This window comes from Bacillus sp. FSL L8-0358, assembly GCF_038593095.1.
Classification (GTDB): Bacteria; Bacillota; Bacilli; order Bacillales; family Bacillaceae; genus Bacillus; species Bacillus subtilis.
This window is the reverse complement of record NZ_CP151962.1, coordinates 3593773-3608515: the sequence shown is the minus strand read 5'-3', so window position 1 is coordinate 3608515 and position 14743 is coordinate 3593773. Positions and strand designations below refer to the sequence as shown.

The 14743-nt window shown below is 41.4% G+C and carries 15 protein-coding genes; 7 read left to right on the top strand and 8 right to left on the bottom strand.

The genetic code is table 11. From position 1 onward, the window contains the following. Nucleotides 1-86: 86 nt before the first annotated feature. On the top strand, nucleotides 87-1664 hold the full coding sequence (gene ggt, locus NYE49_RS18500) for a gamma-glutamyltransferase (protein ID WP_047183306.1): 1578 nt from the start codon (nucleotides 87-89) through the stop codon (nucleotides 1662-1664). Nucleotides 1665-1668: 4 nt separating this feature from the next. Here the strand turns inward: ggt and NYE49_RS18495 are convergent, their stop codons facing one another. From NYE49_RS18495 to cotG, 3 genes are all read right to left on the bottom strand, one after another. Then, nucleotides 1669-2004 (bottom strand): DUF4181 domain-containing protein, encoded by a 336-nt coding sequence (locus NYE49_RS18495; RefSeq protein WP_047183305.1) that lies wholly within the window; start codon nucleotides 2002-2004, stop codon nucleotides 1669-1671. A 177-nt stretch (nucleotides 2005-2181) separates the two neighbouring features. Beyond that, nucleotides 2182-2799, bottom strand: coding sequence for a flavin reductase family protein (locus NYE49_RS18490; protein ID WP_015714833.1), 618 nt, complete (start codon nucleotides 2797-2799; stop codon nucleotides 2182-2184). Between the two features lie 173 nt (nucleotides 2800-2972). Next, nucleotides 2973-3539 (bottom strand): spore coat protein CotG, encoded by a 567-nt coding sequence (cotG, locus tag NYE49_RS18485; protein ID WP_080344234.1) that lies wholly within the window; start codon nucleotides 3537-3539, stop codon nucleotides 2973-2975. 141 nt (nucleotides 3540-3680) lie between these two features. On the opposite strand from cotG, the gene cotH reads away from it, so the two are divergent. The 3 genes from cotH (at nucleotide 3681) to NYE49_RS18470 (ending at nucleotide 6843) form a co-directional block, all read left to right on the top strand. Then, entirely contained in the window at nucleotides 3681-4769 is a 1089-nt protein-coding gene (gene cotH / locus NYE49_RS18480) for a spore coat protein CotH (protein WP_047183303.1), read from the top strand. 128 nt (nucleotides 4770-4897) lie between these two features. Next, the gene (locus NYE49_RS18475) at nucleotides 4898-6106 is read left to right on the top strand and encodes a spore coat protein CotH (protein WP_192852043.1); all 1209 of its coding nucleotides are present in this window, start codon (nucleotides 4898-4900) and stop codon (nucleotides 6104-6106) included. A gap of 59 nt (nucleotides 6107-6165) precedes the next feature. Further along, nucleotides 6166-6843: a DUF2642 domain-containing protein gene (locus NYE49_RS18470; RefSeq protein WP_047183301.1), complete on the top strand. Its 678-nt coding sequence runs from the start codon at nucleotides 6166-6168 to the stop codon at nucleotides 6841-6843. A gap of 56 nt (nucleotides 6844-6899) precedes the next feature. On the opposite strand, the gene NYE49_RS18465 is transcribed toward NYE49_RS18470, so the two are convergent. Then, nucleotides 6900-8228 (bottom strand): arsenic transporter, encoded by a 1329-nt coding sequence (locus tag NYE49_RS18465; RefSeq protein WP_080344233.1) that lies wholly within the window; start codon nucleotides 8226-8228, stop codon nucleotides 6900-6902. Nucleotides 8229-8438: 210 nt separating this feature from the next. Beyond that, nucleotides 8439-9347, bottom strand: a complete 909-nt coding sequence (alsR, locus tag NYE49_RS18460; protein WP_003227859.1) for an acetoin biosynthesis transcriptional regulator AlsR — start codon at nucleotides 9345-9347, stop codon at nucleotides 8439-8441. A gap of 157 nt (nucleotides 9348-9504) precedes the next feature. On the opposite strand from alsR, the gene alsS reads away from it, so the two are divergent. The 3 genes from alsS to NYE49_RS18445 all read left to right on the top strand — a co-directional run bounded on the left by alsS (nucleotide 9505) and on the right by NYE49_RS18445 (nucleotide 12672). Then, nucleotides 9505-11217 (top strand): acetolactate synthase AlsS, encoded by a 1713-nt coding sequence (gene alsS, locus NYE49_RS18455; RefSeq protein WP_047183300.1) that lies wholly within the window; start codon nucleotides 9505-9507, stop codon nucleotides 11215-11217. A gap of 60 nt (nucleotides 11218-11277) precedes the next feature. Continuing rightward, nucleotides 11278-12045, top strand: coding sequence for an acetolactate decarboxylase (gene budA, locus NYE49_RS18450; protein WP_015384833.1), 768 nt, complete (start codon nucleotides 11278-11280; stop codon nucleotides 12043-12045). A gap of 99 nt (nucleotides 12046-12144) precedes the next feature. Next, nucleotides 12145-12672, top strand: a complete 528-nt coding sequence (locus tag NYE49_RS18445) for an NAD(P)H-dependent oxidoreductase (RefSeq protein WP_015384832.1) — start codon at nucleotides 12145-12147, stop codon at nucleotides 12670-12672. A gap of 39 nt (nucleotides 12673-12711) precedes the next feature. On the opposite strand, the gene NYE49_RS18440 is transcribed toward NYE49_RS18445, so the two are convergent. The 3 genes from NYE49_RS18440 to rbsB all read right to left on the bottom strand — a co-directional run bounded on the left by NYE49_RS18440 (nucleotide 12712) and on the right by rbsB (nucleotide 14731). Beyond that, nucleotides 12712-13008 carry a DUF3892 domain-containing protein gene (locus NYE49_RS18440; RefSeq protein ID WP_015384831.1) on the bottom strand — a complete coding sequence of 99 codons (297 nt, stop codon included), beginning with the start codon at nucleotides 13006-13008 and terminating at the stop codon, nucleotides 12712-12714. Nucleotides 13009-13163: 155 nt separating this feature from the next. Further along, nucleotides 13164-13703, bottom strand: coding sequence for an SH3 domain-containing protein (locus NYE49_RS18435; RefSeq protein WP_047183299.1), 540 nt, complete (start codon nucleotides 13701-13703; stop codon nucleotides 13164-13166). Nucleotides 13704-13813: 110 nt separating this feature from the next. After that, the gene (gene rbsB, locus NYE49_RS18430; protein ID WP_047183298.1) at nucleotides 13814-14731 is read right to left on the bottom strand and encodes a ribose ABC transporter substrate-binding protein RbsB; all 918 of its coding nucleotides are present in this window, start codon (nucleotides 14729-14731) and stop codon (nucleotides 13814-13816) included. Nucleotides 14732-14743 lie beyond the last annotated feature (12 nt).

Here is a 14743-nt window from a genome sequence, read left to right as displayed (position 1 = left end):
GTTCGTCAGTTTTTCTGCCGGATCAGTAGATGTGAAAAATCAGGCTCCCTATACTGAAGAAAATTTCTTAAAAAAGGGGACTTGTGATGAACAAATCTGTCATCGGTACAAAGCAAATGGTCGTCAGTCCGCATTACCTCGCTTCTCAAGCCGGAAACCGCATACTGGATAAGGGAGGCAACGCGTTTGACGCCGCTGTTGCGGTGAGTGCTTGTCTTGCGGTTGTGTACCCGCATATGACCGGACTTGGCGGGGATTCCTTTTGGCTGACTTTTCACCAGGAAACAAAGGCAGTAAAAGTCTACAATGGCAGCGGCCGTTCAGGAAAAAACGTAACGAGAGATGTATATAAGGGAAAAAGCGCGATTCCGCTGCGGGGAATTGACAGTGCCATTACCGTGCCGGGAATGGTTGATAGCTGGGATGCGGTCCTGAAGGAGTACGGGCGTCTGTCTCTTGCAGATGTATTGGAGCCCGCACGCGATTATGCCCAAAATGGGTTTCCTGTATCAGCTGATCAGTGTCGTCACACAGAAAAGAATATTGAATTGCTGGCCTCCACGCCTTACACGGCTGACATCTTCACGAGAAGGGGCAAAGCACCTGTCCCGGGAGAGCGGTTTGTGCAAAAAGAGCTTGCAGACAGTCTGAACTTGATTGCTAAAAAAGGAAGAAGCGCATTTTATGAAGGAGATCTCGCTCAGCGGATTGTCTCACATTTACAGAATAACGGCAGTTACATGACAATCGATGATTTTAAAGCGCATCGGGGTGAGTGGGCAGCGCCTGTATCAAGTGATTATCGAGGATACAGTGTGTATCAGGCGCCGCCGAATTCTCAGGGATTTACCGGTTTATTAACACTGAACATTTTGGAAAACTATGATTTCACCCAAATCGAACACGGTTCATTTGAGTATTATCATGTGCTTGTGGAGGCATTGAAAAAGAGTTTTCTAGATCGGGATGCCGTCCTGACTGATCCGGCGTTTGCAGACATTCCGCTTGAAAGGCTTTTGGACAAACGTTATGCAAAACAATTGGCAGAAGAAATCGGCTATCTCGCAGTACCGGCAGAAAGCAGGCCGGTGGGAAGTGATACGGCATATGCGGCCGTAATCGATGCGGATGGCAACGCAGTGTCATTCATCCAAAGCCTGTACTTTGAATTTGGATCGGCAGTCACTGCCGGTGATACAGGCATATTACTGCAAAACCGCGGATCATTTTTCTCACTGGATGAAAATCATGTCAACATGCTTGAACCGAGAAAGCGTACCTTCCATACGCTGATGCCGGCTATGGTCTGTAAAGGCGGAAAGCCGAAAATTCTGTACGGTACACAAGGCGGCGAAGGCCAGCCGCAGACCCAGACGGCCATCATTACCCGAATGCTGGACTACGGAATGCATCCACAGCAGGCAATCAGCGAACCGCGCTGGGTATGGGGCAGAACGTGGGGAGAAGAATACGAAGGTCTCAGAGTTGAGGGCAGATTCACAGACAAAACAATCCAAAAACTGAAAGACAGCGGACATCTCGTGGAGGTTGTCGGTGACTATGATCCGCTGATGGGACACGCGGCTGCAATCAAAGTTGATGAAGAAGGCTTTCTCCAAGGCGGAGCCGATCCTCGGGGGGACGGAGCGGCTGTGGGGATTTAAATAACTATAGGATACAAATATAAATCAAAAGCGCAAACATAAGGGAGACCTCTACAATGTGGTACATATACTGTTTATCATCAGGTCTATAATGCCACTCCATAAAAATTCGTATTGAGTCAATCACAATAAAAAATAAAAGAAGCAAATATTCAACTGGAAAAAAGGAGAGTGAAAACACAAACAAAATAAGTAAAGTGATTTCGATCCATTTGTGTGTATTGCTGACATGCTTATATCGCCAGCCGGATTTATCAATACCGTATTTTTTCTTTATAAAAAATTGAGAGACGAGACTGATGGTAATAGCGATCAGCATTAAAATCCAAAAGTTTGTCATTCCAATTCCTCCTAATCTACCTTTATACGAAGAAAAAGGAAAAACGTTTCATAAAAGAACACCCCGAGCTTACTCTGGGTGTTCTTTTTTTTGATATTTTTTCAGTTTTTTACAGGCGATATTTTGTAATCATAAGGTCTTTTTGACTAGTTTCTTCTATTTAAATAGTCCTTCTCTTCAGCTGGGACGAATCAGTGTGAATTCTTCCCCGAGCTTGGCATAGTGATTTCCCGCCAATCGTGAGGCAGGCTTTAATTCATCCGTTAAAATATATCCCTTTTCTGCATCATACACCTTTTCATCTAGGTGGAAGCAGACAACTCTTCCGATGAGCAGATCTGCTGTAGTGACGCCTTGATCATTGTCAAAGGTAATATGCCGCTCTAATTTGCACTCAAAGCGAACGCGGGCTTCCTTAATGCCGGGAACTGAAACAGCTTTGCTTTCAACAGGATGAAGCGAGGTGCGTGTAAGCTCGCTTTCATCCGGCCTTAAGCTTGCAGCTGTTTCATTGATATCTTCAATGATGGCTTCATCACTGACATGAACAACAAATTCTCCGTTCTCCACTGCGTTTCGCGCTGTATCTTTTTGGCGTCCTTCCGTCCTGTTAACAGAAATGCTGAGAAGCGGAGGATCTGAGCTGACGACGTTATAAAAACTGAAAGGCGCGGCATTGACCGCTCCTCCTGAAGAAAGTGTTGTCACAAATGCAATGGGACGGGGAATAACGGTACCTGACAATAGCTTGTATGTGTCTTTGGCACTAAGCTGATCAGCTTGAAATATGTACATAGCAACAACCGCCTTTATCGTTAGGATACCTTGATTATAACGAAATGGTTTAAAGGAAACCAAATGATGCGGGTTGCATATGTTATGTCATGACATATATCTAATACAGGGCAAATAAAAAAATAGGCTTCCGTACCTCCGCCGGCAGCCTATTGAAACAATGAAAATTTAGATTATTTGTATTTCTTTTTGACTACCCAGCAATTGCCGTCTTTCCAGTATTCTTTTTTGCTGTCATAATCATCGTGTTTTTTGTAGTCGTCGCAGTGGTGGTGCGGTTTTTTGTAGTACTTCTTATGGGAACGATAAGATTTTTTGTGTGTGCGGCATGACTTCTTATAGCTGCGAGATTTTTTCTTGTGAGAACAGTATGACTTTTTGTAGCTGCGAGATTTTTTGTAAGAACGGCAAGATTTTTTATAGCTGCGAGATTTTTTATAGCTGCGAGATTTTTTGTGAGAACGGTACGATTTTTTGTGGCTGCGAGATTTCTTGTGAGAGCAGTATGATTTTTTGTGGCTGCGAGATTTTTTGTGAGAACAGAATGATTTTTTGTGGCTGCGAGATCTTTTGTGAGAACAGAATGATTTTTTGTGGCTGCGAGATTTTTTGTGAGTGCGGTGCGACTTTTTATGACTGCGTTTTTTTCCATGAGGCTCTTGGTATAAATAATCCTTTAAACCTTCTTTTTTTGCGGATTTCACCGCTTCTTTGATGTCAGAATGGGAATAGTGGCCCAATTTGAAATCCTCCTTTTAAAAATGATGTTAAGGATGAAGATCCTTACTACCCTCATAGTACGCGCGGTTTTAAAAAGTGTATAAGTGTTCCGCTGAGATCTTATAAAAATAAAAGCCTAAAATTTGTAAGGAGGATTATGGATGAAGAATCAATCCAATTTACCGCTTTATCAGCTGTTTGTTCATCCAAAAGATTTGCGTGAATTAAAAAAGGATATATGGGACGATGATCCGGTGCCAGCTGTGATGAAGGTAAATCAAAAAAGGCTGGATATTGATATCGCTTATCGGGGATCACATATCAGAGACTTCAAAAAGAAGTCATACCATATTTCCTTTTATCAGCCGAAAACATTCCGCGGCGCGCGAGAGATTCACTTAAATGCGGAGTACAAAGACCCTTCCTTGATGAGAAACAAATTGTCTCTGGATTTTTTCTCGGAGCTAGGGACACTGTCACCAAAAGCAGAGTTTGTGTTTGTAAAGGTGAATGGGAAGAATGAAGGGGTTTATCTTGAACTTGAATCCGTTGATGAATATTATTTAGCGAAAAGGAAGCTGGCTGATGGCGCGATTTTTTACGCGGTGGATGATGATGCTAACTTTTCTCTGATGAGCGATTTGGAAAAGGAAACGAAGACGTCGCTGGAGCTTGGATATGAAAAGAAGACAGGGACTGTGGAAGATGATTTTTATTTACAGGATATGATTTTTAAAATTAATACTGTCCCTAAAGCTCAGTTTAAGTCAGAAGTGACAAAACACGTGGATGTCGATAAGTATTTGCGCTGGCTTGCCGGTATTGTATTCACCTCGAACTATGACGGGTTTGTGCACAACTACGCATTATACAGAAGCGGGGAAACCGGATTATTTGAGGTGATTCCTTGGGATTATGATGCGACCTGGGGCAGGGATATCCATGGAGAGCGGATGGCTGCCGATTATGTAAGAATTCAAGGATTTAATACACTAACCGCCCGGATATTGGATGAATCCGATTTTCGCAAGTCATACAAGCGGCTGTTAGAAAAAACGCTTCAATCTCTTTTTACGATAGAATATATGGAACCGAAAATAATGGCGATGTATGAGCGGATTAGGCCTTTTATCCTGATGGACCCATATAAAAAGAATGATGTTGAGCGTTTTGACCGTGAGCCGGATGTGATTTGTGAATATATTAAAAACCGTTCACAATACCTCAAAAATAATTTAAGTATTTTATGAATGTGTGAAAATAGGTATTCTGCTGAAAAAGCGACAATTAGGCTATTGAATTAGTTCAACAAATAAACGTGACACGTATATATGCAATATGTTTATCATCTATGTATAAGTGACTAGGAGGAACTTGAATGAGCAAGAGGAGAATGAAGTATCATTCAAATGATGAAATATCTTATTATAACTTTTTGCATTCAATGAAAGATAAAATTGTTACTGTATATCGTGGAGGTCCGGAATCTAAAAAAGGAAAATTAACTGCTGTAAAATCAGATTATATTGCTTTACAAGCTGAAAAAAAAATAATTTATTATCAGTTGGATCATGTGAAAAGTATTACTGAGGATACCAATAATAGCACTACAACAATTGAGACTGAGGAAATGCCCGACGCTGACGATTTTCATAGCTTAATCGGACAATTAATGAACCAATCAGTTCAATTTAATCAAGGGGGTCCGGAATCTAAAAAAGGAAGATTGGTCTGGCTGGGAGATGATTACGCTGCGTTAAACACAAATGAGGATGGGGTAGTGTATTTTAATATCCATCACATCAAGAGTATAAGTAAACATGAGCCCGATTTGAAAATAGAAGGACAGACGCCATCAGGTGTCTTGGAAGCTGATTATTTAAGCGAGGTTTTTAAGAGTCTGACTCATAAATGGGTTTCAATTAATCGTGGAGGTCCGGAAGCCATTGAGGGTATCCTTGTAGATAATGCCGACGGCCATTATACTATAGTGAAAAATCAAGAGGTGCTTCGCATCTATCCTTTTCACATAAAAAGCATCAGCTTAGGCCCAAAAGGGTCGTACAAAAAAGAGGATGAAAAGAATGAGCATCAAAATCAGGAAGACAGCGATGATACAGATCAAAAAGAAGAAGTGTACAGCAGTTCGTTAATTTCTTCAAAGCCATATAGCTCATCAAGTTCATCAAAATCATCCAAACGATCACTAAAATCTTCAGATTATCAGTCATCAAAATCATACAGCTCATCAGGTTCAAAGAGTTCATCAAAATCATCTAAACGATCATCAAAATCTTCAGATCATCAATCATCAAAATCATACAGCTCATCAGGTTCAAAGAGTTCATCAAAATCATCTAAACGATCGCCAAGATCATCAGATTATCAATCATCAAAATCATACAGCTCATCAGGTTCAAAGAGTTCATCAAAATCATCTAAACGATCACCAAGATCTTCAGATTATCAATCATCAAGATCATCAGGCTATTCAAGTTCCTTAAAAAGTTCAGGAAAACAAAAGGAAGATTATAGCTATGAAACGATTGTCAGAACGATAGACTATCACTGGAAACGTAAATATTAATAGATAATGGAGGAGCATCAGATTAAGTGATGCCCTTTTTCAGTTAAAGGAGGAGAATCGTGAAAGGTTTGAATCAATTCCTTAACACAGATGTTGAGGTTGTCATTTCAGGAGATACAAGGTTTGTCGGCACCCTTATAGATATCGGACAGGATATTTTTGTTATTTTTGATGGCTGCAATTATCTTTATATTCCCTTGTTGCATCTTCATCAAATGAACAAGGCGAAAATAATGACCAGTACTGAGAAGCCATTTTTGATCAATCCGGAAGATCCAATGATAGAGGCAGAAACTCAAGCTTTTTCATATAGAAATACATTAAACAAGGTCAAAGGCCAGTTTATTGAAGTTTATGTAACTGGGGGTCGATCGATCCATGGGTATGTTACAAATGTTTTAAACGATTATATTGTATTTTTCTCACCCGTATTTAAAATCCTTTTTATATCTATGCATCATTTAAAATGGTTTACCCCTTATTCAACTGAACAAACACCGTACACTCTTGACAACTCACAATTGCCTGTCGTGCCTTCCAAAGTTCCTCTTGTGCGTAATTTTGAGGAGCAGATCAAAAAAAATATTGGTGAATTGGTCATATTTGATATGGGAGAGGTGCCAGAAAAAGTTGGTCTATTAAAGGATGTCTCTAATAATATCATTGAGCTTATTAACGCAAATGGAGAGCCAATCATTTGGAAGTTAAATCATCTAAAGACAATGCATCTTCCCTAGTGTATGCAAAACTGCCCTCTTGAATAGCAGAAGGCAGTTTTTCGTTTCATACTGTGCTAAAGAAATAACCAACTGATCCAAAAATATAAACATGTTAACGTAAAAAGAACAGTCAGCGGAATGATGATAATGGTCGTTTTTATATATTCGCCCCATGAAATGCTTTCATCATGCTGTTTTAATATATGCATCCAAATAAGCGTTGCTAAGGTTCCCATAGGTAATAATAATGAACCGATATCACTGCCGATAATATTTGCCAAGTAGATGATTTTTGTTGTTGAAGGATTCAGGGTCATTTCAGTTAAGGTAAAAGTACTGATCATTAACGCTGGATGATTGTTAAAGAGATTAGAAAAAACAGAAGTAGAGATACCTGATGCGAAAGTTGCATGGGCGAGGCTTCCAGAAACCACGGGTTCAAAATAATTCACAAGTAACTCAGTGAATCCAATATTATGCAGACCATAAATTAAGACATACATAGTAAAAGCGAATATAAAAATGTGCCAAGGCGATTTATATAACAAGTCTCTTGGGGAGGTTTTGAAATAAATCCATCTCCAGCTCAACAGGATAAAAGATCCGATGACAGCGACTAGAGGAACAGAAATACCGGTATATGATGCTGCAAATAGACTCATTCTGACGAGAAAAACAAATGCAAGCACAAACAACATGATTTTTGTTTGATTTTGTTCTGGTAAAGGAGCTGATGGCGAATGAAGAGGATGGTACCTTCTATGCCGCAGAGACTGAAAATGGCTCGGTATATCTGGCAGGTTCTTGGGAAGACGTTTATAAAAGAACATAAACAGTAGACAAGTCATAAAAATGAGTCCCATCATACTAGGGACAAACATCATGGCAGTGTGAAGATATAGATCCATTCCAATTATTTTGAGAGAAATTAAATTAACAATATTACTTACGCCAATCGGTGCGCTAGAGGCTGTGGCTATTAAAACACCGCTTAATAAATATGGGGCTTTTTGATGTTTTTTTAAACCTAAATATTTTAGTACAAGCAAAAGGATTGGAGTTGTGATCAAAATGCTCCCATCATTATTCAGGAAAATGGTCATGAGAAAGCAGAGCAAATTGGTTAGCCAAAAAAGCTTGATGCCTGAACCCTTGGATTGTTGGAGCAGTTTTGCAGCCACCCAATAAAAGAAACCAAAGCTTTCTAGTGCAATGGCCATAATCATAGTGGCAAGGATTGTAACCGATGCACCCGTGACTTTTGTTCCGATTTCCCCTAAGTCTGCCAATGACACACTTCCGCACAATAAAACCATTAAAGCGCCAAATGTGGCGGGGATAGCTTCATTTAGTCCTTTTGGTCTCCAGAAAATAAAAATCATTGTTACGAAAAAAGCGAGCAATGTGAATATGCCGGTGAACTCAATAATTTACTTCACCTCTCTATCTTTCATTTTTAAAATCAAACTAATGTCCTGCGCTTACTAATGTCCTTGCCAACTATTTGTACTGTATGTATACGTATACTGATATAAAGTTGTACTAAGCGATTATATTAAATTAATAAAATTTCCATAAGAAACCCAAAAGAAAAAAGAGATTGCAAGTATCGTTCATGTACCTGCATCACTCTCTTTAGTTCTTGTCTGCTGACAATTTGAAATATGAATAAAATGCTTTATAAGCGGATTATGATTGTCTTTGCGGTAAGCAATAACCCATTCTGCATTAAGCTGTATTTGGTCCATTTTTCGATAAGTAACATCCAAATTAAATAATTTTTTGGCTGAGGAAGGAACAAATGTCATACCAATTCCGGCACTGACTAAACCAATCACCATTTGATATTCTGTGGCTTCCTGGACAATGTTGGGTCTGAAGCCCGCTTGTTCACAGAACTGAATAAAATCCATGTATAGAGTAGGCCATGCTTCTTTAGCAACAGTAATAATTGGTTCATCTCTTAAATCCTCAATCGTAATTGATTCCTTAGAAGTCAATGGGTGTTGCTTAGGCAAAGCTAAAACACAAGGGCTGCTTTGGGCGGTTTCGATATGTAAAGCTGTATGCTGTAAGGGAGGATGAAGTATACCAATATCAATGTTGCCCTTTAGTAGCTCCTCCTGCTGCCTAGACGAGGATATTTCACGCAGTTCTATTTTCACAGATGGGAATTTTTTACGATATTCCCGGACAATCGGCGGCAGAAATTCATATGTAGCTGATCCGACAAAACCGATTACGAGAAGGCCTTGCTCGCCGCGGGCCGTCCGCTGTGCCAGTTCAATTCCTTGTCCGATTTGCATCAATGCCATCCGGCAATGATTTAAAAAGATTTCTCCTGCTGCGGTAAGCTCGACAAATCGTTTTGTCCTTTTCAGAAGCGTAACTCCGACTTCTTCCTCCAGCTGTTTGATCTGCTGGCTGAGAGGAGGCTGCGTCATGTTCAGCCGCCGGGCAGCCTTTCCGAAATGAAGCTCTTCGGCTACTGCGATAAAGTATTGAAGATGGCGAAGCTCCATTCAATATGCATTCCTTTCCATAGGTTAATAATTCGTATTACATATTAATCATAAGGCGAATCGATATTGGAGGTCAATTTCCAAAGAGTGTATAGTGAAACTTATCACAAGATATTTAAAATTTTACGTTTAAAATGCATAATAAGGAGTGAGGGTGTTGACAAAAGCAACAAAAGAACAAAAATCCCTTGTGAAAAACAGAGGGGCGGAGCTTGTTGTTGATTGCTTAGTGGAGCAAGGTGTCACACATGTATTTGGCATTCCAGGTGCAAAAATTGATGCGGTATTTGACGCTTTACAAGATAAAGGACCTGAAATTATCGTTGCCCGGCACGAACAAAACGCAGCATTCATGGCCCAAGCAGTCGGCCGTTTAACTGGAAAACCGGGAGTCGTGTTAGTCACATCAGGACCGGGTGCCTCTAACTTGGCAACAGGCCTGTTGACAGCGAACACTGAAGGAGACCCTGTCGTTGCGCTTGCTGGAAACGTGATCCGTGCAGATCGTTTAAAACGGACACATCAATCTTTGGATAATGCGGCGCTATTCCAGCCGATTACAAAATACAGTGTAGAAGTTCAAGATGTAAAAAATATACCGGAAGCTGTTACAAATGCATTTAGGATAGCGTCAGCAGGGCAGGCTGGGGCCGCTTTTGTGAGCTTTCCGCAAGATGTTGTGAATGAAGTCACAAATACGAAAAACGTGCGTGCTGTTGCAGCGCCAAAACTCGGTCCTGCAGCAGATGATGCAATCAGTGCGGCCATTGCAAAGATCCAAACAGCAAAACTTCCTGTCGTTTTGGTCGGCATGAAAGGCGGAAGACCGGAAGCAATTAAAGCGGTTCGCAAGCTTTTGAAAAAGGTTCAGCTTCCATTTGTTGAAACATATCAAGCTGCCGGTACCCTTTCGAGAGATTTAGAGGATCAGTATTTTGGCCGTATCGGTTTGTTCCGCAACCAGCCTGGCGATTTGCTGCTTGAGCAGGCGGATGTCGTTCTGACGATCGGCTATGACCCAATTGAATATGATCCGAAATTCTGGAATGTCAATGGAGCCCGGACAATTATCCATTTAGACGAAATTATCGCTGACATTGATCATGCTTACCAGCCTGATCTTGAATTGATCGGTGACATTCCGTCCACGATCAATCATATCGAACACGATGCTGTAAAAGTGGAATTTGCAGAGCGTGAGCAGAAAATCCTTTCTGATTTAAAACAATATATGCATGAAGGTGAGCAGGTGCCTGCAGATTGGAAATCAGACAGAGCGCACCCTCTTGAAATCGTTAAAGAGTTGCGTAATGTAGTCGATGATCATGTTACAGTAACTTGCGATATCGGTTCGCACGCCATTTGGATGTCACGTTATTTCCGCAGCTACGAGCCGTTAACATTAATGATCAGTAACGGTATGCAAACACTCGGCGTTGCGCTTCCTTGGGCAATCGGCGCTTCATTGGTGAAACCGGGAGAAAAAGTGGTTTCTGTCTCTGGTGACGGCGGTTTCTTATTCTCAGCAATGGAATTAGAGACAGCGGTTCGACTAAAAGCACCAATTGTACACATTGTATGGAACGACAGCACATATGACATGGTTGCATTCCAGCAATTGAAAAAATATAACCGTACATCTGCGGTCGATTTCGGAAATATCGATATCGTGAAATATGCGGAAAGCTTCGGAGCAACTGGCTTGCGCGTAGAATCACCAGACCAGCTGGCAGATGTTCTGCGTCAAGGCATGAACGCTGAAGGTCCTGTCATCATTGATGTCCCGGTTGACTACAGTGATAACATTAATTTAGCAAGTGACAAGCTTCCGAAAGAATTCGGAGAACTCATGAAAACGAAAGCTCTCTAGCACTCTGCGCATCACGACACTGTTTTATGAACAGCACTAAATAAAAGGAGTGAAGGGAATATGAAACGAGAAAGCAACATTCAAGTGCTCAGCCGCGGTCAAAAAGATCAGCCTGTGAGCCAGATTTATCAAGTATCAACAATGACTTCTCTATTAGACGGAGTATATGACGGGGATTTTGAACTGTCAGAGATTCCGAAATATGGAGACTTCGGTATCGGAACCTTTAACAAGCTTGACGGAGAGCTGATTGGGTTTGACGGCGAATTTTACCGTCTCCGTTCAGACGGAACTGCGACACCAGTCCAAAACGGGGATCGTTCTCCGTTCTGTTCATTTACGTTCTTTACACCGGACATGACGCACAAAATTGATGCGAAAATGACACGCGAAGACTTTGAAAAAGAGATCAACAGCTTGCTGCCAAGCAGAAACTTATTTTATGCAATTCGTATTGACGGATTGTTTAAAAAGGTGCAGACAAGAACGGTAGAACTTCAAGAAAAACCTTACGTGCCAATGGTTGAAGCGGTCAAAACACAGCCAATTTTCAACTTCGACAACGTGAGAGGAACGATCGTAGGTTTCTTGACACCAGCTTATGCAAACGGAATCGCCGTTTCTGGCTATCACCTGCACTTCATTGACGAAGGACGCAATTCAGGCGGACACGTTTTTGACTATGTGCTTGAGGATTGCACGGTTACGATTTCTCAAAAAATGAACATGAATCTCAGACTTCCGAACACAGCGGATTTCTTTAATGCGAATCTGGATAACCCTGATTTTGCGAAAGATATCGAAACAACTGAAGGAAGCCCTGAATAAAAGAAAAAAAGAAAGCCCCTTTTAGCAGGGCTTTCTTTTTATTTGGCTCTTTTCCTGATTTTAGATAAAATAACATCAAAACAGTAAAGGTGTGGTCTGATGAAAATATTGGTTTTGGCAGTGCATCCTCATATGGAGACCTCAGTTGTTAATAAGGCGTGGGCTGATGAATTGAGTAAACATGACAATATCACAGTACGGGATCTTTATAAGGAATACCCGGATGAAGAAATAGATGTTGCGAAGGAACAGCAGCTGTGCGAGGAATACGATCGGATTGTCTTTCAATTCCCGCTATATTGGTACAGCTCTCCGCCGCTCTTGAAAAAATGGCAGGATCTTGTGCTGACTTACGGCTGGGCTTTTGGTTCAGAAGGAAATGCCTTGCATGGCAAGGAGCTGATGCTGGCTGTATCAACAGGGAGCGAAGCGGAAAAATATCAAGCGGGCGGAGCAAATCATTACTCGATCAGTGAGCTATTGAAACCATTTCAGGCTACAAGTAATCTGATCGGCATGAAGTATCTGCCTCCATATGTGTTCTATGGCGTGAATTATGCAGCTGCAGAGGATATTTCTCTCAGTGCAAAACGGTTAGCCGAATACATCCAGCAGCCTTTTGTTTAAAATACAGCCCTGTCGAACATACGGCAGGGCTGTATTTGCTTAAAAATCCGGCAGCTCAGACAGGTTATTTTCCTTAATGCCGTCCGGTTCACTTCGCAAAATGTCACGCCCGTATTTATGGAAGACATCAACATGAGCGAGTTTTCCTGCTTTTGCTTCTGACAGCGCGGTAGGGTAGTCGAGCTCTCTTCCTGTATTGGTTTTCACTGCGATAATATTGTCTTCCTCATTTCTTCTAACCGCAATAATTTCTTCTTTTCCAGATGGAACATTTTCTTGATCGACAGTTGTTTGCCGGGCTTTATACGATTCATATGCTGCTTCAAATTGATCCATATTTACACCTCCGCTTTTTAGCGTGAACAAAAATGTCGATGATCATGTAAGGTTTCGACACAGCATACGACAATATTTCCTGAGAAATATCTTGGGAATGTGACAAATCCATTCATAATAAAAGGGATTCCGCATAAATACGGAATCCCTCTCAGTTATTTTGTCATGTGTAAATCCTTTGTTTTCATATAACCTGTCGCACCGCCGTAATCAACGAATACCCAATCAAAATCAAAACCGCCTTTATTCGTTTTACTCCAGCCTAAAAAAGAAACGCTTGTGTCTGCTGGAAGAGTCTTAATGCTCTTTCCATCAGCGGATGTATATACTTTTGTTTTTGTTTTGGTTTTTACCGTTGTCGCTGCTTTTACAATGTAATGAGTGGATACAAATCCTATCTTTCCGTTTTTATACTGAACCTTTGCCCAGTCAGCATTTGAGAAGGAAATCAGCTTTAGGCTATCTCCTAAGTGCAGTGGTGTATCGGCTTTATGGCTTGATGCGGAAGCCTTCGTTCTGACATTTAGAGCCTCTGCTGATACCAAATAAGAATCAATCGGATAACTGTATAAATCATCAATGCTTACCGTTGTTTCTGGCTGTTGGGCATGGATCGTTCCAGCGCCCCCTGCAGTAGCCGCAGTCATTCCAGCCGCAAGTGCTAATGTTGAAAATATTTTTGTTGGTTTGTTCATGCCGTTCCTCTCCTCACGTAAGAGAAATAATTCATTCTATATCCCTATTCACGTTATCGCAGGTTCCTAAACATGAAAAAGGATCAGATAAAAATCTGATCCCGTGACAATTATTTTTGTGTTTCTAGTTTAAGAGGCGCGGATATTGTTTTTTTCACTTTTTTTCCGTGCAAAATATCATCTGCTGCTTCTGTAGCCAGTTTACCGATTAACTCAGGCTGCTGAGCGACGGTGGCCGACAGCTTTCCATCTTTAATGGAAGCGAGCGCGTCTTTATTGCCGTCAAAGCCGATCACCAATATGTCTTTTCCCGAGCTGTTAATTGCCTCGAGAGCACCGAGCGCCATTTCATCGTTGTGAGCAAAAACAGCTTGGATATCAGGATGTCCCTGCAGCAGGTTTTCCATGACAGTCAGGCCTTTCGTGCGGTCAAAGTCAGCTGATTGTTTTGTGACAACATGGAGCTTTTGGTCTGCGATGTTATGGAATCCTGAGCCGCGTTCCCGTGTGGCAGATGCGCCGGGGACGCCTTCAAGCTCTGCCACCTTTGCTCCTTTTCCAAGTTTGTCGGCAATAAACGCCGCGGCCATTTCACCGCCTTTTACATTATCGGAAGCAACGAGGGTTTCAACTTTTCCTTGTTCGGCAGATCGATCGATTGTTACGACGGGCACACCGACTGCGTTTGCAGATTCTACTGCCGTTGAGATCGCCGAAGAATCAGTCGGGTTAATTAATAATGCATCAACACCCTGCTGAATTAAATCTTCCACGTCACTCGTCTGTTTCGATGAATCATTTTGTGCATCAACAATGATGACTTTCATTCCCCGTTTTTTAGCTTCTTTTTCGATACCCTTTTTTAATGAGACAAAAAAAGGATTATTAAGCGTTGAGACGGACAAGCCAATGGTGAATTCCTTTTTGTTCCCCGAGTTTGACGGCTTTGCCCATTGGGGAGGCTCAAGCGAACAGGCGGTTAACAAAAATAATGATAACGTTAAAATGACGGATACAGCCTTTTTCATGTGAAAACCCTC

What these genes read in the sequence shown, in the direction of transcription:
- ggt (WP_047183306.1), top strand. Translation starts at nt 87, where the DNA reads ATGAACAAATCTGTCATCGGTACAAAGCAAATGGTCGTCAGTCCGCAT.
- NYE49_RS18495 (WP_047183305.1), bottom strand. Translation starts at nt 2,004, where the DNA reads ATGACAAACTTTTGGATTTTAATGCTGATCGCTATTACCATCAGTCTC.
- NYE49_RS18490 (WP_015714833.1), bottom strand. Translation starts at nt 2,799, where the DNA reads ATGTACATATTTCAAGCTGATCAGCTTAGTGCCAAAGACACATACAAG.
- cotH (WP_047183303.1), top strand. Translation starts at nt 3,681, where the DNA reads ATGAAGAATCAATCCAATTTACCGCTTTATCAGCTGTTTGTTCATCCA.
- NYE49_RS18475 (WP_192852043.1), top strand. Translation starts at nt 4,898, where the DNA reads ATGAGCAAGAGGAGAATGAAGTATCATTCAAATGATGAAATATCTTAT.
- alsR (WP_003227859.1), bottom strand. Translation starts at nt 9,347, where the DNA reads ATGGAGCTTCGCCATCTTCAATACTTTATCGCAGTAGCCGAAGAGCTT.
- budA (WP_015384833.1), top strand. Translation starts at nt 11,278, where the DNA reads ATGAAACGAGAAAGCAACATTCAAGTGCTCAGCCGCGGTCAAAAAGAT.
- NYE49_RS18445 (WP_015384832.1), top strand. Translation starts at nt 12,145, where the DNA reads ATGAAAATATTGGTTTTGGCAGTGCATCCTCATATGGAGACCTCAGTT.
- NYE49_RS18440 (WP_015384831.1), bottom strand. Translation starts at nt 13,008, where the DNA reads ATGGATCAATTTGAAGCAGCATATGAATCGTATAAAGCCCGGCAAACA.
- NYE49_RS18435 (WP_047183299.1), bottom strand. Translation starts at nt 13,703, where the DNA reads ATGAACAAACCAACAAAAATATTTTCAACATTAGCACTTGCGGCTGGA.
- rbsB (WP_047183298.1), bottom strand. Translation starts at nt 14,731, where the DNA reads ATGAAAAAGGCTGTATCCGTCATTTTAACGTTATCATTATTTTTGTTA.